Annotated in this window: 15 protein-coding genes, 7 tRNA genes, 3 rRNA genes and 1 pseudogene; 22 read left to right on the forward strand and 4 right to left on the reverse strand. The window is 47.2% G+C overall.

Features of this window, described 5'->3' with window-relative positions:
- Positions 1–73: 73 nt before the first annotated feature.
- The gene (locus AOC19_RS00110; RefSeq protein ID WP_215377927.1) at positions 74–706 is read left to right on the forward strand and encodes an MBL fold metallo-hydrolase; all 633 of its coding nucleotides are present in this window, start codon (positions 74–76) and stop codon (positions 704–706) included.
- 260 nt (positions 707–966) lie between these two features.
- On the opposite strand, the gene AOC19_RS00115 is transcribed toward AOC19_RS00110, so the two are convergent.
- Together AOC19_RS00115 and AOC19_RS00120 are read right to left on the reverse strand one after the other, a co-directional pair.
- Positions 967–2,109 carry a fatty acid desaturase gene (locus tag AOC19_RS00115; RefSeq protein ID WP_215376415.1) on the reverse strand — a complete coding sequence of 381 codons (1,143 nt, stop codon included), beginning with the start codon at positions 2,107–2,109 and terminating at the stop codon, positions 967–969.
- Between the two features lie 81 nt (positions 2,110–2,190).
- A tRNA-Arg gene (locus tag AOC19_RS00120) sits at positions 2,191–2,266 on the reverse strand.
- Positions 2,267–2,372: 106 nt separating this feature from the next.
- On the opposite strand from AOC19_RS00120, the gene AOC19_RS00125 reads away from it, so the two are divergent.
- Positions 2,373–2,609: a hypothetical protein gene (locus tag AOC19_RS00125; RefSeq protein WP_251368032.1), complete on the forward strand. Its 237-nt coding sequence runs from the start codon at positions 2,373–2,375 to the stop codon at positions 2,607–2,609.
- Between the two features lie 40 nt (positions 2,610–2,649).
- Here AOC19_RS00125 and rsmI read toward each other — a convergent pair whose 3' ends face one another.
- Positions 2,650–3,597 carry a 16S rRNA (cytidine(1402)-2'-O)-methyltransferase gene (gene rsmI, locus AOC19_RS00130; protein WP_251368033.1) on the reverse strand — a complete coding sequence of 316 codons (948 nt, stop codon included), beginning with the start codon at positions 3,595–3,597 and terminating at the stop codon, positions 2,650–2,652.
- A gap of 64 nt (positions 3,598–3,661) precedes the next feature.
- Here rsmI and AOC19_RS00135 point away from each other — a divergent pair, with 64 nt between their 5' ends.
- Genes AOC19_RS00135 through AOC19_RS00145 form a run of 3 tightly spaced genes read left to right on the forward strand, consistent with a single transcriptional unit; the run spans position 3,662 to position 5,316 of the window.
- Positions 3,662–4,264 (forward strand): phosphoheptose isomerase, encoded by a 603-nt coding sequence (locus tag AOC19_RS00135; RefSeq protein WP_215376417.1) that lies wholly within the window; start codon positions 3,662–3,664, stop codon positions 4,262–4,264.
- 27 nt (positions 4,265–4,291) lie between these two features.
- A complete protein-coding gene (locus AOC19_RS00140) occupies positions 4,292–4,939 on the forward strand; it encodes a BON domain-containing protein (protein ID WP_215376419.1) in 648 nt (215 codons plus the stop codon).
- A gap of 23 nt (positions 4,940–4,962) precedes the next feature.
- The gene (locus AOC19_RS00145) at positions 4,963–5,316 is read left to right on the forward strand and encodes a c-type cytochrome (RefSeq protein ID WP_215376421.1); all 354 of its coding nucleotides are present in this window, start codon (positions 4,963–4,965) and stop codon (positions 5,314–5,316) included.
- Here AOC19_RS00145 and AOC19_RS00150 read toward each other — a convergent pair.
- Positions 5,313–5,972, reverse strand: coding sequence for a GNAT family N-acetyltransferase (locus AOC19_RS00150; protein WP_215376423.1), 660 nt, complete (start codon positions 5,970–5,972; stop codon positions 5,313–5,315). The genes AOC19_RS00145 and AOC19_RS00150 overlap by 4 nt on opposite strands.
- Before the next feature lie 493 nt (positions 5,973–6,465).
- Here AOC19_RS00150 and AOC19_RS00155 point away from each other — a divergent pair.
- The 17 genes and pseudogenes from AOC19_RS00155 to rpoB all read left to right on the forward strand — a co-directional run bounded on the left by AOC19_RS00155 (position 6,466) and on the right by rpoB (position 21,197).
- Positions 6,466–7,998 (forward strand): 16S ribosomal RNA (locus AOC19_RS00155).
- A gap of 57 nt (positions 7,999–8,055) precedes the next feature.
- Positions 8,056–8,132, forward strand: a tRNA-Ile gene (locus AOC19_RS00160).
- Between the two features lie 30 nt (positions 8,133–8,162).
- A tRNA-Ala gene (locus AOC19_RS00165) sits at positions 8,163–8,238 on the forward strand.
- Between the two features lie 267 nt (positions 8,239–8,505).
- A 23S ribosomal RNA gene (locus AOC19_RS00170) occupies positions 8,506–11,379 on the forward strand.
- 107 nt (positions 11,380–11,486) lie between these two features.
- A 5S ribosomal RNA gene (gene rrf / locus AOC19_RS00175) occupies positions 11,487–11,600 on the forward strand.
- Together the 16S, 23S and 5S rRNA genes with 5 tRNA genes alongside form the textbook arrangement of a ribosomal RNA operon.
- Positions 11,601–11,712: 112 nt before the next feature.
- Positions 11,713–11,797, forward strand: a tRNA-Tyr gene (locus tag AOC19_RS00180).
- A gap of 5 nt (positions 11,798–11,802) precedes the next feature.
- A tRNA-Gly gene (locus tag AOC19_RS00185) sits at positions 11,803–11,876 on the forward strand.
- A gap of 21 nt (positions 11,877–11,897) precedes the next feature.
- Positions 11,898–11,972 (forward strand) — tRNA-Thr (locus tag AOC19_RS00190).
- A 67-nt stretch (positions 11,973–12,039) separates the two neighbouring features.
- Positions 12,040–13,230 carry an elongation factor Tu gene (gene tuf / locus AOC19_RS00195; protein WP_215302340.1) on the forward strand — a complete coding sequence of 397 codons (1,191 nt, stop codon included), beginning with the start codon at positions 12,040–12,042 and terminating at the stop codon, positions 13,228–13,230.
- 12 nt (positions 13,231–13,242) lie between these two features.
- Positions 13,243–13,318: transfer RNA gene (locus AOC19_RS00200), tRNA-Trp, on the forward strand.
- A gap of 20 nt (positions 13,319–13,338) precedes the next feature.
- Positions 13,339–13,716, forward strand: a complete 378-nt coding sequence (gene secE / locus AOC19_RS00205; protein ID WP_215376425.1) for a preprotein translocase subunit SecE — start codon at positions 13,339–13,341, stop codon at positions 13,714–13,716.
- Positions 13,717–13,723: 7 nt separating this feature from the next.
- On the forward strand, positions 13,724–14,296 hold the full coding sequence (gene nusG, locus AOC19_RS00210) for a transcription termination/antitermination protein NusG (protein ID WP_015420222.1): 573 nt from the start codon (positions 13,724–13,726) through the stop codon (positions 14,294–14,296).
- A 155-nt stretch (positions 14,297–14,451) separates the two neighbouring features.
- Positions 14,452–14,883, forward strand: a complete 432-nt coding sequence (gene rplK, locus AOC19_RS00215; protein ID WP_011901890.1) for a 50S ribosomal protein L11 — start codon at positions 14,452–14,454, stop codon at positions 14,881–14,883.
- Between the two features lie 2 nt (positions 14,884–14,885).
- Positions 14,886–15,587: a 50S ribosomal protein L1 gene (gene rplA, locus AOC19_RS00220; RefSeq protein WP_015420223.1), complete on the forward strand. Its 702-nt coding sequence runs from the start codon at positions 14,886–14,888 to the stop codon at positions 15,585–15,587.
- A 235-nt stretch (positions 15,588–15,822) separates the two neighbouring features.
- A pseudogene (rplJ, locus tag AOC19_RS00225) lies at positions 15,823–16,335 on the forward strand (50S ribosomal protein L10); the annotation flags it as partial.
- 160 nt (positions 16,336–16,495) lie between these two features.
- Positions 16,496–16,870 carry a 50S ribosomal protein L7/L12 gene (rplL, locus tag AOC19_RS00230; RefSeq protein ID WP_114654227.1) on the forward strand — a complete coding sequence of 125 codons (375 nt, stop codon included), beginning with the start codon at positions 16,496–16,498 and terminating at the stop codon, positions 16,868–16,870.
- Between the two features lie 226 nt (positions 16,871–17,096).
- Complete coding sequence (gene rpoB / locus AOC19_RS00235; protein WP_215376429.1) at positions 17,097–21,197, forward strand: DNA-directed RNA polymerase subunit beta; 4,101 nt, start codon at positions 17,097–17,099, stop codon at positions 21,195–21,197.

Consider the following 21,197-nt stretch of genomic DNA (forward strand, 5'->3'; position numbering starts at 1 on the left):
CCTGTGAGATATATTCTAGCGTCTTTGGCATAAACTAGTGGCCAATCACTTTTACGCGTTTTCATTTATGCCGATCAAATTAGGAATTGTTCCTGTTACCCCGTTCCAGCAAAACTGTTCAGTCTTAGTTTGCCAAGAAACTGGTGATGCAGCTGTTGTTGATCCAGGCGGTGATGTAGATAAGATTCTGGATACTGTTAGGCAAATGGGCGGCACCATTAAAAAAATTTTGTTAACCCACGGCCATCTTGATCATTGTGCTGCAGCCAAGGACTTGGCAGATCAATTCAGTGTTCCTATCGAGGGCCCACAAATAGATGAGCGTTTTTGGCTAGATCAATTGCCTGAACAAACTGTTCGCTTTGGATTTGGTCATGCAAAAGCATTTGTACCAACTCGCTGGTTGGAAGATGGTGATCGCGTACAAATTGGTAAGGTAGATCTAGAGGTGCTGCACTGTCCCGGACATACGCCAGGACATGTAGTATTTTTTAATAAGGAGGATCGCCTAGCTTTGGTGGGCGACGTACTTTTTGCGGGCTCAATTGGAAGAACTGATTTTCCTCGCGGCAACCACGCAGATTTAGTTAATGCGATCAAGACAAAATTATGGCCATTAGGAGACGACGTGCAGTTTGTTCCTGGTCATGGACCTATGTCGACATTTGGCAAAGAGCGCCAAACAAATCCCTATGTCGGGGATTAATCTAGCCTGAGTTGGTGAAGCCGAATTGAGAGACTAGGTTTTTGCTGAACCGGTACGATGTGTGCGGTTGTATAAACAGCTTGCGCAAATCCAGCGCTGTTTCCGGTTACTTGTCGGAATCCAGGTGCCGCCCTCCAGACGCTTTTCGCGACTGCAAGAAGAGCAAAACTTAAGGCTCTGAGAGGTTTCTTGGGGAGCAGCTGGAGTCGAGGTAGTCATGGGCAATCCGGGTAAGCCAAATCTTGTACAGAGGATCTATTTTACCCGTTTTGTCCCGCTGGGGCAGGGCTTAGGACGACTCTGACTGAATCAGCGGTTTTATTGCCGTCAAAATCGAGCCAAGCCTTGTTTTCGAAGTCGTAGAGCTTACATTTGCGGGCGGTATCGAAATACCAGGCCCAGGAGAACTTTTGAACAAAAATACGCTCTGGAAGGATGGTTTCAAGGGTATTTTGGGCTTCTTGGAGGCGATATAGGGGGACGCTCATATCCACGTGATGGGCGGTATGCTCCATGATGTTGTGCATCAAGGAGCCCCAAATCCAATTAAACGTCAAATGCACTGTGGTGGATACAAAAGGCTGGGCGCGTAACCACTCAGACTTCTTGTCATACCAAGAGACTTTTGGGTGTGTATGGTGAACGTAGACCACAAAACCAATCATGCCGTTCCAGAATAAGAACGGGATAACAAAGCCAGTAATTAGCCCAATCCAGACCGACTGGCCAGTGGCAAGTGCGCCAGCAATCAGGCTGGCAATCCAAATGATGGCAAAACCAGTTACCAGCAAATTGTCCTTGAGGAAAATTGGGCGGTCACCAGGTTTGTTCTGGGCATTTGGGAAGTACTCACGTCTCCACCAAATTTCAATGAGGTAATAGAAGACCGGTCCCCAACCACTACGATAAAGACGCTCTAAGGCTTTACGCCATGCAGGCAGAGCATCAAACTCGGCTTTAGATAGTGGAGCCCAAACAAAGTCAAAGCCCTTCAAATTAGTCTGGCCATGGTGAACCACGTTATGCCCTACATCCCATAAGCTATAAGGGGTTAAGGATGGCAAGAATGCAATACGACCCAAGACTTTGTTGAGTTCGCGGTGTGGTGTGTAGCTTTGGTGGCAAGCATCGTGACCCAAAATGAAGATGCGTCCAGTAACAAAGCCAGCAACCAAGCCCAAGATGATCTTGATCAGAATGCTTTCAACAAAAATGGTTCCAGCAATACAGCCCAGCCACAAAGCCGCATCTAATACTAGAAGCGCGATGGCTTTTACCGTTTGCCCTTCAGCCATTGGGATTAGCCAGCTGCGGATAACTTTACGGTGCGGCAATGGAAGATCAGGAGCCAAAGGATTGGCCAAAGATGGTTCAGAGAGTGCTGGATTTACGTGATTTGACATGATAAGAATCAATAAGTTAGGTGCAAATGATAGCCTTTTTCACGAATTTACGCATGATGTAGGTCAAAAACCCCCCTGTTTTGGTGCGCCCGGCAGGAATCGAACCTGCGACCCTTGGCTTCGGAGGCCAATACTCTATCCACTGAGCTACGGGCGCCAGTAAGGAATTCGCTAACTGCACTATTGTAAGTGCCTATATCCCTCCCGGTCTCGTTATAATTGAGGCAACGTAACCTTACAACCCGTCTAACTATAAAAGTCCTATGAGCGAAGCACACGGCAGTCTAATCAAGTCTCCCAAACAATTGATCATCATGGTGTTTGCCAGCTTTTTTGTGCCCCTGATCATCATTCTTTTATTAATGGTGTTTGTAAATAATGGCAAGCGCATGGATTCAGAGGCTTCTGCTGAGCAACTCATTAAGCCTGTTGCGCAATTGAATTTCAAGGATGCCAACCCACCGGCGGATGCTAAGGAAGCTACCCCCGCTGCTAAATAATTCTTACTAGATTTAAAAAGCTGGCTATATGCCAGCTTTTTTATTGCTCTTCATGTTGATCTTTAGCATCGAGCGCCACTTGGTAAGCTTCTTTTTTGGTGATCCCAAGTACTTGTGAAAGTACAGTAGCAATCTCTTTGCTGCCCAAATGGGGGCTTAATGCATTTGCCCACAACAAGAGCGCTGCATGTTCTGGAGCCTCTTCCGAACTAGCTTGGCGACCTGCTACCAAAATAACAAATTCACCTTTTAGGCTCTCAGCCCTATCAAGCCACCCTGGAATATCTGCAGCGCTGAGTGTGACCAGTTGCTCAAATTTTTTGGTGAGCTCTCTGCCTACGAGCACTTGTCGCTCGGGCTCGAGTTCTTTACTAAGCGTTGTTAGCGTGTCGCGTATTTGGTGCGGGGATTCAAAAAAGATGCTCGTTTTTGAAGTGCTTCGTATGTCTTGAATAAGGATGCTGCGCTCCTTTGCCTTGTTTGGCCAAAAGCCAAGAAACTGAAAGCGCCCTTCTGATGCGAGCATAACTGAGCCACTAGCGGAGATTGCAGAGGAAACTGCGCTAGCTCCCGGAACAGGAATAATTCGTAGGCCGGCTTTTTGAACAGCATTGACTAATCTTGCGCCTGGATCAGAAACGCCTGGGGTGCCCGCATCCGATATGTAGGCCCAGCGTTCATTTTGGGAAAGATGTTGAATGATGTTTTGAGCGCCTGAAATTTCATTGTGCTCATGCAGGGCGACGCATTTCTTATGAATGCCAAAGTGTTGAAGCAGGGGCGCGCTATGCCGAGTGTCCTCACAAGCAATGCCGTCTACGGAATTAAGTACATGCAATGCGCGCAATGTAATGTCTCCCATGTTGCCAATTGGGGTGGCAACCATATATAGAGCCCCAGCTGGCATATCCTGCTGTTTTAAAAAGTCAAAGGCATTGAATTCCATGGGGTAATCTTTTGCAAAAGAGATATCGATAGGTAAGAGCATACGTCTCTTTTCAATTCAGGGGCAGCGTAGACATTTTGTAAGCACTTTGGCGCATAATAATGTGATGGATAAAGATACCTTCGAACGTTTGCGCGCTCGCGCATCCCAACATTTCTTAGACAGCATTGCTGTAAAGCAGGCGGCTGAAAAAATACTTCCTGAGCAAATTGCACGTGGCATAGTCGCCATGACAGACTGTTTACGTTCAGGCGGAAAAGTAATGGCTTGTGGCAATGGCGGATCTGCTGCGGATGCGCAACATTTTGCAGCTGAGTTGATTGGTCGCTTTGAAAGAGAGCGACAAGAGTTGGCTGCGATTGCATTGACAACGGATAGCTCAATCTTGACTGCGGTAGGAAATGATTACAGCTATGACGAGATCTTTAGCAAGCAGGTTCGCGGCCTTGGAAAAAAAGGCGACATCTTGATCGGTATCTCCACCTCAGGAAATTCAAAAAATGTAGTCAAGGCAATTGAGGCCGCAAAAAAGTTGGGGATCAAGATTATTGCGCTGACTGGTAATGACGGTGGAAAAATTGCAAGCCTATTAGATGCAGATGACATTCATCTATGCGCGCCCTCCACTCGTACCGCTCGCATTCAAGAAACGCATTTAGTTCTACTGCATGCGCTATGTGATGGCGTAGATCATTTATTGCTCGATTAATAGATTCATCAATTAGAAAGTTCGTATATGCGTAATACACTCACCATCAAACTATTTGCAGCGATGTTGATTTCATCATTCTTGTCTGGTTGCGGTGTGTTAGCTGTTGGTGGTGTTGTGGCGGGTACGAGTGTCATGGCGGATCGTCGCACACCAGCAGTTCAGGCGATTGATAAGGGGATCGGGCTTGAGGTAGAAAGTGCTTTAGACAAGAAGTTTGGAGATAACGCACACATTAATGTGACATCCTTCAATCAAAAAGTACTGCTAACTGGCGAAGTCAAGGATGTCGGTATTAAAGATCAGGCCGGCGCATATGCAAAAGCAAACAAGAATGTTCGTTCTGTATTTAATGAATTAGTCGTTGGCCCAAACAGCACTTACACTGCTCGCGCTAATGATTCTTATCTCGAATCTAAAATCAAAGCACAAATGATCTTCACAGAAAAATTACCATCGAACTCGATGGTAATCGTTGCTGAAGGCAGCAGTGTTTATTTGATGGGAATTTTGACTCAGAATGAAGCGGCGATTGCTAAGAAGGTGGCGAGTAATGCTAACGGTGTTAAAGACGTCTATGCCTACTTCGATATTATTTCTGAGGCAGAGAAAACGCGCTTAGAGAAACAAGGCAAGGCAGATGAGTCGCAGCCCGACTCAATGCCTAAGCAGTAAAGTTATTTAATGGGAAGCAAGCAATGAATTTTTTTGCATCGCCACTGAAAATTTTTTTGCTTGCCACCCTCTTCTCGCTTTTTTCCTTGGGCGCGCAAGCTGCTACTGATGATGCCAAGGCGGCAACACTTGCAAAACAAAACGCTTGTCTAGGGTGTCATGCGGTTGATAAAAAAATTGTGGGCCCTGGCTTTCAAGCCGTTGCAAAAAAATATGCGAATGATCCTGGCGCAACCGTGTTTTTAAAAAACAAAATTCTTAAAGGCGGTTCAGGATCTTGGGGTGTTGTACCAATGCCAGCAAATGCGAAGTTAAGTGATGCCGATGTATCTCTATTGGCAAGCTGGATTTTGCGCGGAGCGCCTAGCGCAAATTAAGTCGGGCGAACGAGAGGCTTGCCGAGAAACCAAGACCACGCATCATTCGAACGTTTCAGATTTTCTTTCAGCGCATAGTCAAAGTCAGCCCATTGCTCATTGGCGGCTTCTTCAACAATCGTGCCTGGATTTGCTGGCGGCAATTTTAGGTATGCGTCTGCATCACCATAAGCGTATTCAACGCGCATGCCAGCCTTTTGAGCCAGATGCATCATGGCTCTATTGTTTGCAAGGCAATGCACAAATAAGGTTTCGATACGAGTATTACGCGAGTGAACGGATGCGCGCGCTAATAAAGCCGTGCCGATACCTTGCCCGCGTCCATTAGGGAGCACAGAAACACCAAACTCTGCTGCTCGTGGCTGAGCTTTAATTTTTGGCAGATACGCTAAATGCGCCATGCCGATGAGGTTGAGTTGTGAATCAAAGCTGCCAAACACCGTATCTCGATTGAAATCGAGCCCCTCTACATAGTGATGGATCACCTCATCTGGTGTTTGCGTACCAAATCGAAGGCGTCGATCCTCCTCGTTTAGGAGTAATAGGTGGCGCAATATCTCGGCCCTATGACCTGCATGTAATTCGCGCACAGGAACTGTCAAGCCCGCCGCATAGGGCTTGCTGGGTAAGTGACTGTTTGCTAATTTATTGTGCATAGCAATATATTAGCAGAAATCATCAGAATTTACAGGGTTTTCCCTAGGTATCGAGATTTGGCTAGAAAAAAGCAACAAAGCTGTAAAAGAGGGCCTAAATTCACCCCTTAGGTGCCAGCATATCCATAAAAATCCTGATATTTTTAAAAAAAGTTAAAAATATTTTCAATGTCTATCCCATTGTTTTTAATGGAATTATTTACAAAGTAAGAAAAAACTTTGCTTTTTTATTGAAAAAGACTACGAAAGGTGTTGACAGACCCAAATGACTAGGATAAAGTCTCATCTCTCTGCTGAATGTTTTTAAGAAATACGAAACAAGTCAGCCCTCTTTAAAAATTAGTCAACCGATAATTGTGGGTACTAAGTGAAAGCATCAAGTCCTTCGGGACAGATGTAAATAAATAGTACTCATAGACAGTAAAAAGATTTGGTTTTATTACCAAGTCAATTTCTTGAATGAGTGCGACGATCCGCAAGGATCACAGGAATTGAACTGAAGAGTTTGATCCTGGCTCAGATTGAACGCTGGCGGCATGCCTTACACATGCAAGTCGAACGGCAGCACGGGTGCTTGCACCTGGTGGCGAGTGGCGAACGGGTGAGTAATACATCGGAACGTACCTTATCGTGGGGGATAACGCAGCGAAAGCTGTGCTAATACCGCATACGCCCTGAGGGGGAAAGCGGGGGATCGAAAGACCTCGCGCGATTAGAGCGGCCGATGCCTGATTAGCTTGTTGGTGGGGTAAAAGCCCACCAAGGCGACGATCAGTAGCTGGTCTGAGAGGACGATCAGCCACACTGGGACTGAGACACGGCCCAGACTCCTACGGGAGGCAGCAGTGGGGAATTTTGGACAATGGGGGAAACCCTGATCCAGCAATGCCGCGTGAGTGAAGAAGGCCTTCGGGTTGTAAAGCTCTTTTGTCAGGGAAGAAACACCGGCTCTAACACAGTCCGGGAATGACGGTACCTGAAGAATAAGCACCGGCTAACTACGTGCCAGCAGCCGCGGTAATACGTAGGGTGCGAGCGTTAATCGGAATTACTGGGCGTAAAGCGTGCGCAGGCGGTTATACAAGACAGGCGTGAAATCCCCGGGCTTAACCTGGGAATGGCGCCTGTGACTGTATAGCTAGAGTGTGTCAGAGGGGGGTAGAATTCCACGTGTAGCAGTGAAATGCGTAGATATGTGGAGGAATACCAATGGCGAAGGCAGCCCCCTGGGATAACACTGACGCTCATGCACGAAAGCGTGGGGAGCAAACAGGATTAGATACCCTGGTAGTCCACGCCCTAAACGATGCTGACTAGTTGTTCGGGATTTACATCCTGAGTAACGTAGCTAACGCGTGAAGTCAGCCGCCTGGGGAGTACGGTCGCAAGATTAAAACTCAAAGGAATTGACGGGGACCCGCACAAGCGGTGGATGATGTGGATTAATTCGATGCAACGCGAAAAACCTTACCTACCCTTGACATGTCACTAACGAAGTAGAGATACATTAGGTGCCCGTAAGGGAAAGTGAACACAGGTGCTGCATGGCTGTCGTCAGCTCGTGTCGTGAGATGTTGGGTTAAGTCCCGCAACGAGCGCAACCCTTGTCTTTAGTTGCTACGCAAGAGCACTCTAAAGAGACTGCCGGTGACAAACCGGAGGAAGGTGGGGATGACGTCAAGTCCTCATGGCCCTTATGGGTAGGGCTTCACACGTCATACAATGGTGCATACAGAGGGTTGCCAACCCGCGAGGGGGAGCTAATCTCAGAAAATGCATCGTAGTCCGGATCGTAGTCTGCAACTCGACTACGTGAAGCTGGAATCGCTAGTAATCGCGGATCAGAATGTCGCGGTGAATACGTTCCCGGGTCTTGTACACACCGCCCGTCATACCATGGGAGTGGGTTTTGCCAGAAGCCGTTAGCCTAACCGCAAGGAGGGCGACTGCCACGGCAGGGTTCATGACTGGGGTAAAGTCGTAACAAGGTAGCCGTATCGGAAGGTGCGGCTGGATCACCTCCTTTCTAGAGAAAGATGCTGAATCCTAGTGCCCACACTTATCGGTTGACAATAAAAGCCACGGGTCTGTAGCTCAGCTGGTTAGAGCACTGTGTTGATAACGCAGGGGTCGTAGGTTCAAGTCCTACCAGACCCACCACCAGCCAGAAACAAGACTTAGTGGGACGTTGGGGGATTAGCTCAGCTGGGAGAGCACCTGCTTTGCAAGCAGGGGGTCGTCGGTTCGATCCCGTCATCCTCCACCATCATCTAAATGTCAAAACTAAGCGAACATTTAATCGTTTAGTTTTGCCATTTATGGCTGTTCTTTAAAAATTTGAGTAAGCAAAGTGTCAAATGTTTCTTTGAGAGGACATTTGACAATGTAATAAGGGTAAAGATTGAATCATCAATCAGTAATACAAACGAGTTTTACCAAGTTCTTAACAAAGTACTTACAGTTTGGATTACGGCAAACATGTCAGAAGTAGAAGTAAACCTGTAACAGGTACTAGCAATGGTGCTCGTTATAGGATCAAGTGAATAAGTGCACATGATGGATGCCTTGGCGATTACAGGCGACGAAAGACGTTATAACCTGCGATAAGCCCCGGGGAGCTGGTAAATAAGCTTTGATCCGGGGATTTCTGAATGGGGAAACCCACCACTTTTGTGGTATCCATACCTGAATACATAGGGTATGAGAAGCGAACCTTGTGAACTGAAACATCTAAGTAGCAAGAGGAAAAGACATCAACCGAGATTCCCAGAGTAGTGGCGAGCGAAATGGGAACAGCCTTCTAGTGATAGCTCAGTAATTAACAGAACGGAATGGAAAGTCCGACAATAAAGGGTGATAGTCCCGTATGTGAAAATTATTGGGTGGTACTAGGCTAGAGACAAGTAGGGCGGGACACGTGAAATCCTGTCTGAATATGGGGGGACCATCCTCCAAGGCTAAATACTCGTAATCGACCGATAGTGAACAAGTACCGTGAGGGAAAGGCGAAAAGAACCCCGGGAGGGGAGTGAAATAGATCCTGAAATTGTGTGCATACAAACAGTAGGAGCCTCGTAAGGGGTGACTGCGTACCTTTTGTATAATGGGTCAGCGACTTACATTCAGTAGCAAGCTTAACCGAATAGGGAAGGCGTAGCGAAAGCGAGTCCGAATAGGGCGCTAGTTGCTGGGTGTAGACCCGAAACCAGTTGATCTATCCATGGCCAGGTTGAAGGTGCGGTAACACGTACTGGAGGACCGAACCCACTAACGTTGAAAAGTTAGGGGATGAGCTGTGGATAGGGGTGAAAGGCTAAACAAAACTGGAAATAGCTGGTTCTCTCCGAAAACTATTTAGGTAGTGCCTCGTGTATCACTGTAGGGGGTAGAGCACTGTCATGGTAGTGGGGTCCATTGCGGATTACTGCGCCATAGCAAACTCCGAATACCTACAAGTGCAAGCACGGGAGACAGACATCGGGTGCTAACGTCCGGTGTCAAGAGGGAAACAACCCAGACCGCCAGCTAAGGTCCCTAATATATGCTAAGTGGGAAACGAAGTGGGAAGGCTAAAACAGTCAGGAGGTTGGCTTAGAAGCAGCCATCCTTTAAAGAAAGCGTAATAGCTCACTGATCGAGTCGTCCTGCGCGGAAGATGTAACGGGGCTAAGCATATAACCGAAGCTGCGGATCACAGTAATGTGATGGTAGGAGAGCGTTCTGTAAGCCTGTGAAGGTGTCTTGTAAAGGATGCTGGAGGTATCAGAAGTGCGAATGCTGACATGAGTAGCGATAAAGGGGGTGAAAAGCCCCCTCGCCGTAAGCCCAAGGTTTCCTGTTCAACGTTCATCGGAACAGGGTGAGTCGGCCCCTAAGGCGAGGCAGAGATGCGTAGCTGATGGGAACAAGGTTAATATTCCTTGACCATTGTTAGATGCGATGGGGGGACGGATCGCGGAAAGTTGTCCGGGTGTTGGAAGTCCCGGTTCTTGCGTTGGAGATGGCTATTAGGTAAATCCGGTAGCGTAATTCAAGGGCGTGAGACGAGCGAATTTATTCGCGAAGCAATTGGAAGTGGTTCCAAGAAAAGCCTCTAAGCTTCAGTCTAACAAGACCGTACCGCAAACCGACACAGGTGGGCGAGATGAGTATTCTAAGGCGCTTGAGAGAACTCAGGAGAAGGAACTCGGCAAATTTGCACCGTAACTTCGGGATAAGGTGCGCCCTGGTAGTTTGACCGTGAACAACGGGAGGACGAAAGGGTTGCAATAAAAAGGTGGCTGCGACTGTTTAATAAAAACACAGCACTCTGCAAACACGAAAGTGGACGTATAGGGTGTGACGCCTGCCCGGTGCTGGAAGATTAAATGATGGGGTGCAAGCTCTTGATTGAAGTCCCAGTAAACGGCGGCCGTAACTATAACGGTCCTAAGGTAGCGAAATTCCTTGTCGGGTAAGTTCCGACCTGCACGAATGGCGTAACGATGGCCACACTGTCTCCTCCTGAGACTCAGCGAAGTTGAAATGTTTGTGATGATGCAATCTACCCGTGGCTAGACGGAAAGACCCCATGAACCTTTACTGTAGCTTTGCATTGGACTTTGAACCGGTCTGTGTAGGATAGGTGGGAGGCGTTGAAAGCGGGATGCTAGTTCCGCTGGAGCCAACCTTGAAATACCACCCTGGTTTGTTTGAGGTTCTAACCTTGGCCCATTATCTGGGTCGGGAACAGTGCATGGTAGGCAGTTTGACTGGGGCGGTCTCCTCCCAAAGTGTAACGGAGGAGTACGAAGGTACGCTTGGTACGGTCGGACATCGTACCTAAAGTGCAATGGCAAAAGCGTGCTTAACTGCGAGACCGACAAGTCGAGCAGGTGCGAAAGCAGGTCATAGTGATCCGGTGGTTCTGTATGGAAGGGCCATCGCTCAACGGATAAAAGGTACTCTGGGGATAACAGGCTGATACCGCCCAAGAGTTCATATCGACGGCGGTGTTTGGCACCTCGATGTCGGCTCATCTCATCCTGGGGCTGTAGCCGGTCCCAAGGGTATGGCTGTTCGCCATTTAAAGAGGTACGTGAGCTGGGTTTAAAACGTCGTGAGACAGTTTGGTCCCTATCTGCCATGGGCGTTGGAGATTTGACGGGGGCTGCTCCTAGTACGAGAGGACCGGAGTGGACGTACCGCTGGTGTACCTGTTGTTTCGCCAGAAGCATCGCAGGGTAGCTATGTACGGAAGAGATAACCGCTGAAAGCATCTAAGCGGGAAACTTGCCTGAAGATGAGATCTCCCGTAGGTTTAACCTACATAAAGGGTCGTTGAAGACCACAACGTTGATAGGTCAGGTGTGGAAGCGCAGTAATGCGTTAAGCTAACTGATACTAATTGCCCGTTAGGCTTGATCCTATAACCAGCACTATTGTGTTGGATGTTTGCCAGATTTAATCTGCATCCTTAATTACATGCTTACTCAAATAAGAGTTGTTGATTTATCAACAACTCGACCCTCTACGCCCGGTGACCATAGCAAGTTGGAACCACTCCTTCCCATCCCGAACAGGACAGTGAAACGACTTTACGCCGATGATAGTGCGGATTACCCGTGTGAAAGTAGGTAACTGCCGGGCACCAATGCGACGCCCAGACCCTCTTAGGTCTGGGCGTTTTTACTTGTGCAAAGCGTTTTGAGGTTTAAGAGATTGACATAAACTCCATTTGGAGTCAGAATATTGGGTTCGCGGAGGGGTGTCCGAGCGGCTAAAGGAGGCAGACTGTAAATCTGTTGGCTATGCCTACGTAGGTTCGAATCCTACCCCCTCCACCAGATGTGCGGGATTAGTTTAATGGTAAAACAGCAGATTTCCAATCTTCGGTCAAGAGTTCGATTCTCTTATCCCGCTCCAGTATTAACAGTATTTGTATTTGCCCATGTGGCTCAGTGGTAGAGCACTCCCTTGGTAAGGGAGAGGTCGGCAGTTCGATCCTGCCCATGGGCACCATGGCTTAGCATTAAAGAATTTTAATTTCGTGTGTTGGTTTAAGAGTTAACTAAAGGCAGACAAAAAAATGGCAAAAGAAAAGTTTGAGCGGACAAAACCGCACGTAAACGTTGGCACAATCGGTCACGTTGACCATGGTAAAACCACATTGACAGCAGCTATTGCAACCGTGCTTTCAAAAGCATTCGGTGGCGAAGCAAAAGCATACGATCAGATCGATGCTGCTCCAGAAGAAAAAGCACGCGGTATTACTATTAATACAGCACACGTTGAGTATGAGACTGCAAATCGTCACTACGCACACGTGGATTGCCCAGGACATGCTGACTACGTTAAGAACATGATTACTGGTGCTGCTCAGATGGACGGCGCTATTTTGGTTTGCTCTGCAGCTGACGGCCCAATGCCACAAACTCGCGAGCACATCCTCTTGGCACGCCAAGTTGGTGTTCCATACATCATCGTTTTCTTGAACAAGTGCGACATGGTTGATGACGCTGAGTTGTTAGAACTCGTAGAAATGGAAGTTCGTGAGCTTCTATCTAAGTACGACTTCCCAGGCGATGACACACCAATCGTTCAAGGCTCTGCTAAGTTAGCTCTTGAAGGCGACGAAGGCCCATTGGGTAAAGAAGCCATCATGAAGTTGGCTGAAGCGCTTGACTCATACATCCCAACTCCAGAGCGTGCTGTTGACGGTGCGTTCTTGATGCCAGTAGAGGACGTGTTCTCTATCTCCGGTCGCGGTACTGTTGTTACAGGCCGTATCGAGCGCGGTATCGTTAAAGTTGGTGAAGAGATTGAAATTATTGGTATCAAGCCAACACTCAAGACAACTTGTACTGGTGTTGAAATGTTCCGCAAATTGCTCGACCAAGGTCAAGCAGGCGATAACGTTGGTATCTTGTTACGCGGTACAAAACGTGAAGAAGTTGAGCGCGGCCAAGTATTGGCTAAACCAGGTTCAATCACCCCACACACTCACTTTACAGCCGAGGTTTACATCTTGGGTAAAGACGAAGGTGGTCGTCATACTCCATTCTTTAACAACTATCGTCCACAGTTCTACTTCCGTACAACGGACGTAACTGGTTCAATCGAGTTGCCAAAAGACAAAGAAATGGTTATGCCTGGTGATAACGTCACGATTACCGTAAAACTCATTGCTCCAATCGCGATGGAAGAAGGTTTACGTTTTGCGATCCGTGAAGGTGGCCGTACTGTTGGCGCCGGTGTGGTTGCAAAGATTTTGGCTTAATAGTTTTAATAAAGGGGTGTAGCTCAATTGGCAGAGCGTTGGTCTCCAAAACCAAAGGTTGGGGGTTCGATGCCCTCCGCCCCTGCCACGATTTGAACTGAAAGTAATATGTCTCAAAATACAGCAAGTCATACCGAAGAAAAAAGCGGCTGGGTCTCTGGACTCGCTGCTTTAATCGTCGTTGCAGCGTTAGTTCTTTACTATACGTTGGCGGATCAATCACTATTGATTCGGTTAGCTGTTTTGTTTGGCGGCATTGCTGTTGCAGTTTTGATTGTGGCGATGTCAGCAGATGGGCGTCGTTTTATCGCCTATGCAAAAGACTCTTGGTATGAAGTGAAAAAGGTTGTTTGGCCGACTCGTAAAGAGACCACGCAAATGACTCTAGTCGTATTTGGCTTTGTTCTGATCATGTCCCTGTTTTTGTGGATTGCAGACAAATTAATTGAATGGCTAGTTTTTTCAGTCTTCCTAGGCTGGAAGTGAGTAAAAAATGATTGATTCTGAATTGGTCTCAAATCCACAAGCTACCGGCAATATGCGCTGGTATGTTATTCATGCGTATTCAGGCATGGAAAAAAGCGTTAAAAGAGGCCTTGAAGAGCGTATTGCACGCTCTGGAATGCCTGAAAAATTTGGCCGTATCTTGGTTCCATCCGAAGAGGTTGTAGAAATCAAGTCTGGCACTAAATCTGTATCTGAGCGTCGTTTCTTCCCGGGTTATGTATTAATCGAGATGGAAATGACCGATGAGAGCTGGCACTTGGTGAAAAACACACCAAAAGTAACTGGTTTCGTTGGTGGCGTTCGTAACCGCCCAAGCCCAATTTCTACGGCTGAAGTGACCAAAATCATGGATCAAATGCAGGCTGGTGTTGATAAGCCGAAGCCGAAGACCCTCTTTGAGGTGGGCGAGATGGTTCGCGTAAAAGAAGGCCCATTCACAGACTTCAACGGAAATGTCGAAGAAGTGAACTATGAGAAGTCAAGATTACGCGTTTCTGTTACAATTTTTGGCCGCGGTACCCCAGTTGAGCTGGAGTTCGGCCAGGTAGAAAAGATGTAAAAAATACCCAATTTAAGGGTGTTTTGTAGCAAAAGTAGTGGTTTTAAGTGGTTAGCAATAACCGAGGAGCGGATCTAGAAAGCCAAAAACTAGTGAAGCGTTTACTCAACAGCGGTCTTTCCTAATGAGGTCAGGCGCGCTTTTAGGAGCAATCAATGGCAAAGAAGATCATTGGCTTTATCAAGCTGCAGATCCCTGCAGGTAAAGCAAATCCATCACCTCCCGTAGGTCCAGCATTGGGTCAACGTGGTCTCAATATTATGGAATTCTGTAAGGCGTTTAATGCTCAAACTCAGAGCATGGAACCAGGCCTTCCAATTCCAGTCGTGATTACAGCGTTTGCTGATAAGAGCTTCACTTTCATCATGAAGACTCCTCCAGCAACCATCATGATTAAGAAGGCTGCAAAGATCGAAAAAGGATCACCACGTCCGCATACCGATAAGGTAGGAAAAATTACACGTGCTCAAGCAGAAGAAATTGCTAAAGCAAAAATGCCAGATTTGACAGCTGCTGATATGGATGCTGCTGTAAGAACAATCGCTGGTAGCGCCCGTTCAATGGGCATCACAGTGGAAGGTCTCTAATCATGACTAAGTTATCTAAGCGTTTAAAAGCAATCGAATCTAAAGTAGATCGCAATAAGTTTTATGCATTAGAAGATGCATTGAACCTCGTTAAAGAGTGTGCAACTGCTAAGTTTGATGAGTCTATCGACGTTGCAGTTCAGTTGGGCATTGATGCTAAGAAATCTGACCAAGTTGTGCGTGGCGCAGTTGTGCTCCCAGCTGGTACAGGTAAGCATGTTCGTGTAGCGGTATTTGCACAAGGCGAAAAAGCTGAACAAGCTAAAGCTGCTGGTGCTGAGATCGTTGGCATGGAAGATCTTGCTGACCAAATTAAGGGCGGCAAAATCGATTTCGATATTTTGATCGCATCCCCAGACACAATGAAAATTGTTGGTACCTTAGGTCAAGTATTGGGCCCACGTGGTTTGATGCCGAATCCAAAAGTTGGAACTGTTACTCCTGACGTTGCTACTGCAGTTAAGAATGCAAAAGCTGGTCAAGTGCAATTCCGTGTGGACAAAGCCGGTATCGTGCACGCAAGCATTGGCCGTCGTTCATTCGAGCCAGCTGCATTGAAATCAAACTTGCTCGCATTGCTTGAGGCTTTGAACAAAGCTAAGCCACCTGCATCTAAGGGCGTTTATTTAAAGAAGGTTGCCGTAAGCAGCACCATGGGTGCAGGCGTACGTGTAGACCAAGCATCGATACAGGCTGCTCAGTAATTAGCCTGTAGCAAAAAGAACTTTGGGTCGACTCCTACTCATTGAGTGAGAGTCGAACATCAAAGACCGTTGGTGAATTATTTGCTTACTCAGAATTAATTCTTAATCGTTACGAAAGTAATAGCCAGCGCAGATGGCGACCCTGAAAAGATTTCACAAGATTCCCTTGTGACAAATGATCAGACGCTGGTGTGTAACCCCAACTGGAAACAGTTGGTTTTTTAGGAGTTAAACCGTGCCTTTGAATGTACAAGACAAAAAAGCGATTGTTGCTGATGTCGGCGCTCAATTGGCTGGAGCTCAAACAGTCGTGCTCGCTGAATACCGTGGTATTCCAGTAGAGCAGTTGACAAAGCTACGTGCTAGCGCACGTGACCAAGGTGTATATCTTCGCGTTTTGAAGAACACATTGGCACGTCGTGCTGCACAAGGCACACAGTTTGAGCCTCTTGCTGATTCGATGGTTGGCCCCTTGATCTACGGCATCTCTGCTGATCCGATTGCTTCGGCAAAAGTATTGCAGAACTTTGCTAAGACTCAAGACAAGCTAGTCATTACTGCTGGCTTATATAACGGCAAGTTGTTAGATGTTGCAGGCGTTAAAGCTCTTGCAACAATTCCAAGCCGCGACGAGTTGTTATCTCAGTTGTTAGGTGTGATGTTGGCGCCAGTATCTGCGATGGCTCGCGTATTGGGCGCAGTAGCAGCGCAAAAATCAGCCGGAGCACCTGCTCCAGTTGCAGCACCTGTAGTTGAAGCAGCAGCCCCAGCAGCAGTAGTTGCTGAAGCCGCCGCTCCAGAAGCAGCTGCTGAGCCTGTAGCTGCATCCCCAGAAGCTGGAACAGAAACACCGCAAACCCCTGCCGCTGAATAAGCGCAGATTAACTATTAAGTATTAGGAGCTAAAAATGGCGATTACCAAAGAAGAAATCATTGATGCAGTAGGTAGCATGTCCGTAATGGATTTGAACGACTTGGTTAAGGCGTTCGAAGAGAAGTTTGGCGTTTCAGCAGCAGCGATGGCTGTTGCTGGTCCTGCTGGTGGTGGCGCAGCTGCTGCTGGTGAAGAGCAAACAGAATTCACTGTTAACTTGCTCGAAGCTGGTGCAAATAAAGTTTCAGTAATTAAGGCTGTTCGCGAAATCACTGGCCTTGGCTTGAAAGAAGCTAAAGACTTAGTTGATGGCGCACCAAAGCCAATCAAAGAAGCTGTTGATAAGAAGACAGCTGAAGAAGCTAAGAAGAAGCTTGAAGAAGCTGGCGCTAAAGCAGAACTTAAGTAATACAAACTCAGTTAGCGCCCCTCAAAAAGGGGTGCTAGCCCTGTTGGGTTTGACCATTAGTGGTCAAACCCGATTTCATTTCTGATTGAAATCGGGTTTGCCTTCTGATACGACTGCAGAATGCAAGTTTGGTCGGACACTAGATCTTTCGATTTAGTGTTGTCCGCCAGTGATTGGTAGTGGCCAATCGCCAAATCTTTGTACAGTCGCTGAATTCGGAGATGAAATGAACTACAGCTTCACCGAACGCAAGCGAGTCCGTAAAAGCTTTGCTAAGCGAGTAAATAATCATCAGGTTCCATACCTGATCGCAACGCAGCTGGAATCCTATGCTAAATTTTTACAGGCTGAAAAGCCAGCAATGTCTCGTCTCACAGAGGGACTTCAAGCTGCCTTTACATCAGCATTCCCAATTGTGTCCAACAATGGCTACGCACGTATGGAATACGTGTCATACCAGTTGTCACAACCACCGTTTGACGTTAAAGAATGTCAACAACGTGGTTACACATACCACTCAGCCTTACGTGCAAAAGTTCGCTTGATTATTTATGATCGCGAAGCACCAACTAAGGTTAAAGAGGTAAAAGAGAGCGAAGTCTACATGGGTGAAATTCCACTCATGACCGATAACGGCTCTTTCGTGATCAACGGTACTGAGCGCGTGATCGTTTCTCAGTTGCACCGTTCACCAGGCGTGTTCTTTGAGCACGACAAGGGCAAGACACATAGCTCAGGTAAGTTGCTGTTCTCAGCACGCATCATTCCTTACCGTGGTTCATGGCTCGATTTCGAGTTTGATCCAAAAGATATTCTGTATTTCCGCGTTGACCGTCGTCGTAAGATGCCTGTCACCATTTTGCTCAAAGCAATTGGTTTAAACAACGAACAGATTCTTGCAAACTTCTTTAACTTTGATCATTTCTCATTGAGCGCAAATGGCGCCTCTATGGAATTTGTTCCAGAGCGTTTGCGTGGTCAGTTAGCAAGTTTTGATGTGCTTGATAAGAATGGCGTTGTTGTCATTCAAAAAGACAAGCGTATCAACGCAAAACATATTCGTGAACTCGAAGCCGCTAAGACTAAAAACATCGTTGTTCCAGATGACTACTTAGTTGGCCGCGTAGTTGCACGCAACATCATCGATCCAGACTCTGGTGAAATCTTGGCTTACGCTAATGATGAAATCACTGAAGAGTTGTTGGCTACATTGCGCGATGCAGGCATCAAGCAATTGGAAACCATCTACACCAATGATTTGGATTCTGGTGCGTACATTTCACAGACATTGCGTACTGATGAAACTGCTGATCAAATGGCTGCTCGTATCGCCATCTATCGCATGATGCGTCCTGGTGAGCCTCCAACAGAAGATGCTGTTGAAGCCTTGTTCCAGCGCTTGTTCTACAACGAAGATAGTTACGATTTATCACGCGTTGGCCGTATGAAAGTTAACAGCCGTCTCGGTCGTTCAGAGATGGAAGGCAAAATGGTTTTGTCGGACGAAGATATTCTCGACACCATTAAGTCCTTGGTTGACTTGCGTAACGGTAAAGGCGAAGTCGATGACATCGATCACCTAGGTAATCGTCGCGTGCGTTGCGTAGGTGAGTTGGCTGAGAATCAATTCCGTGCAGGTTTGTCACGTGTTGAGCGTGCGGTTAAAGAACGTCTCGGTCAAGCTGAAACAGAAAACCTCATGCCGCATGATTTGATTAACAGCAAGCCAATCTCTTCAGCAATTCGTGAGTTCTTTGGATCTTCACAGTTGTCCCAGTTTATGGACCAAACAAACCCATTGTCAGAGATCACGCACAAGCGTCGTATTTCTGCATTGGGACCTGGTGGTTTGACACGTGAGCGTGCAGGTTTCGAAGTGCGTGACGTGCATCCAACCCACTACGGACGTGTTTGCCCAATTGAAACTCCAGAAGGACCAAACATTGGTCTGATCAATTCACTCGCGTTGTTTGCGCGTTTGAATGAGCATGGTTTCTTAGAGACTCCATATCGTAAAGTTTCCAATAGCAAAGTAAGCGATGAAGTTGTTTATCTCTCTGCGATTGAAGAAGCGAAGTACGTGATTGCTCAGGCAAACGCAACGATCGACAAGAGCGGTAAGTTAGCCGATGAGTTGGTTTCGGCGCGTCAAGCTGGTGAGACCATGATGGTTAGCCCAGAGCGCATCGATTTCATCGACGTTGCTCCGAGCCAGATCGTTTCTGCTGCTGCTTCACTGGTTCCATTCTTGGAGCATGACGATGCGAACCGTGCGTTGATGGGTGCGAATATGCAACGTCAAGCGGTTCCTTGCTTGCGTCCAGATAAGCCATTGGTTGGTACCGGTTTAGAGCGCATTGTTGCGGTTGACTCAGGTACAGTTATTTTGGCCTCCCGTGGCGGTATCGTTGACTATGTTGACGCAAACCGTGTCGTTATTCGTGTAAACGATGACGAAACAGCGGCTGGTGAAGTTGGTGTGGATATTTATAACCTCATCAAGTACACCCGTTCAAACCAAAACACCAACATCAACCAACGTCCAATCGTTCAGGCTGGTGATCGTGTAGCCCGTGGCGACGTAGTTGCTGACGGTGCATCTACCGACTTAGGTGAGTTGGCTTTGGGTCAAAACATGACTGTGGCATTTATGCCATGGAACGGTTACAACTTCGAAGATTCAATCTTGATTTCTGAGAAAGTTGTTGCTGACGACCGTTACACCTCTATTCATATTGAAGAGCTGTCGGTTGTTGCCCGTGATACCAAGCTTGGTTCAGAAGAAATTACACGCGATATCTCCAACTTGGCTGAGTCACAACTCTCCCGTTTGGATGAGAGCGGTATTGTTTACATCGGTGCTGAAGTTGAAGCTGGTGACGTATTGGTTGGTAAAGTTACTCCGAAGGGTGAGACTACTCTCACTCCAGAAGAGAAGTTACTGCGTGCGATCTTCGGTGAAAAAGCATCTGACGTTAAAGATACTTCTTTGCGCGTTCCATCTGGAATGATTGGTACTGTTATTGATGTTCAAGTCTTCACCCGTGAAGGCATTGAGCGCGATGCACGTGCACAGTCAATCATTCAAGAAGAATTACAGCGCTATCGTTTGGACTTAAACGACCAGTTGCGTATTGTTGAAGGCGATGCCTTCATGCGTTTAGAAAAGCTGTTGATTGGCAAAGTTGCTAACGGCGGCCCTAAGAAATTAGCTAAAGGCACCAAGATCGACAAGGAATACCTTGCTGACTTAGACAAATACCATTGGTTTGATGTTCGTCCAGCGGATGATGAGGTTGCCACACAAGTTGAGGCAATCAAATCTTCTATCGAAGCGAAGCGTAAGCAATTTGATGAGGCTTTTGAAGAGAAGCGCACCAAGCTTACCCAAGGCGATGATTTGCAGCCTGGCGTAACGAAGATGGTTAAGGTGTACTTGGCTGTTAAGCGTCGCTTGCAGCCAGGTGACAAGATGGCCGGTCGTCACGGTAACAAAGGTGTGGTTTCTAAAATCGCCCCAGCTGAAGACATGCCATTTATGGCTGACGGACGCCCTGTTGACATCGTCTTGAACCCATTGGGTGTTCCTTCCCGTATGAACGTAGGTCAGATCCTGGAAACCCACTTAGGTTGGGCAGCTCAAGGTATTGGTAAGCGTATTGATGAGATGGTTCGTCAACAAGCTAAACAAGCTGAACTCCGTAAGTTCATGAAGCAGCTTTACAACGAAACCGGTCGTATCGAAGATATCGACAACTTCACTGATGAGCAGATCACCGTTTTGGCTGAGAATTTACGCCAAGGCTTGCCATTTGCAACTCCAGTGTTTGACGGTGCAACCGAAGCTGAAATCGGACGCATGCTCGAGTTGGCATATCCACAGGAAGTGGCTACTTCCTTGAAGATGACGCCTTCACGTCAGCAAATGATTTTGTGCGACGGCCGTACTGGAGATCAGTTTGAGCGTCCTGTAACTGTTGGCGTAATGCACGTCTTGAAACTCCACCATTTGGTTGATGACAAGATGCACGCACGTTCAACCGGACCTTACTCCTTAGTAACGCAACAGCCACTGGGCGGTAAAGCTCAGTTTGGTGGTCAGCGCTTTGGTGAGATGGAAGTTTGGGCCCTCGAAGCATACGGCGCTTCATATGTCTTGCAGGAAATGCTGACAGTGAAGTCCGATGACGTCGCAGGCCGTACCAAGGTTTACGAAAACATCGTCAAGGGCGAGCACACAATTGATGCTGGCATGCCCGAATCCTTCAACGTACTGGTAAAAGAAATCCGTTCGTTGGGTATTGACATTGACATGGAGCGCAACTGA

Source organism: Polynucleobacter asymbioticus, assembly GCF_018687575.1.
Taxonomy (GTDB): Bacteria; Pseudomonadota; Gammaproteobacteria; order Burkholderiales; family Burkholderiaceae; genus Polynucleobacter; species Polynucleobacter asymbioticus_C.

Bases quoted from the DNA above. Each gene is read 5' to 3' on its own strand.
- rpoB (WP_215376429.1), top strand. From the start codon at position 17,097: ATGAACTACAGCTTCACCGAACGCAAGCGAGTCCGTAAAAGCTTTGCT.
- AOC19_RS00125 (WP_251368032.1), top strand. From the start codon at position 2,373: ATGAGCGAAGCACACGGCAGTCTAATCAAGTCTCCCAAACAATTGATC.
- nusG (WP_015420222.1), top strand. From the start codon at position 13,724: ATGATTGATTCTGAATTGGTCTCAAATCCACAAGCTACCGGCAATATG.
- AOC19_RS00150 (WP_215376423.1), bottom strand. From the start codon at position 5,972: ATGCACAATAAATTAGCAAACAGTCACTTACCCAGCAAGCCCTATGCG.
- AOC19_RS00140 (WP_215376419.1), top strand. From the start codon at position 4,292: ATGCGTAATACACTCACCATCAAACTATTTGCAGCGATGTTGATTTCA.
- AOC19_RS00145 (WP_215376421.1), top strand. From the start codon at position 4,963: ATGAATTTTTTTGCATCGCCACTGAAAATTTTTTTGCTTGCCACCCTC.
- secE (WP_215376425.1), top strand. From the start codon at position 13,339: ATGTCTCAAAATACAGCAAGTCATACCGAAGAAAAAAGCGGCTGGGTC.
- rsmI (WP_251368033.1), bottom strand. From the start codon at position 3,597: ATGCTCTTACCTATCGATATCTCTTTTGCAAAAGATTACCCCATGGAA.
- rplA (WP_015420223.1), top strand. From the start codon at position 14,886: ATGACTAAGTTATCTAAGCGTTTAAAAGCAATCGAATCTAAAGTAGAT.
- AOC19_RS00135 (WP_215376417.1), top strand. From the start codon at position 3,662: ATGGATAAAGATACCTTCGAACGTTTGCGCGCTCGCGCATCCCAACAT.
- rplK (WP_011901890.1), top strand. From the start codon at position 14,452: ATGGCAAAGAAGATCATTGGCTTTATCAAGCTGCAGATCCCTGCAGGT.
- rplL (WP_114654227.1), top strand. From the start codon at position 16,496: ATGGCGATTACCAAAGAAGAAATCATTGATGCAGTAGGTAGCATGTCC.
- tuf (WP_215302340.1), top strand. From the start codon at position 12,040: ATGGCAAAAGAAAAGTTTGAGCGGACAAAACCGCACGTAAACGTTGGC.
- AOC19_RS00115 (WP_215376415.1), bottom strand. From the start codon at position 2,109: ATGTCAAATCACGTAAATCCAGCACTCTCTGAACCATCTTTGGCCAAT.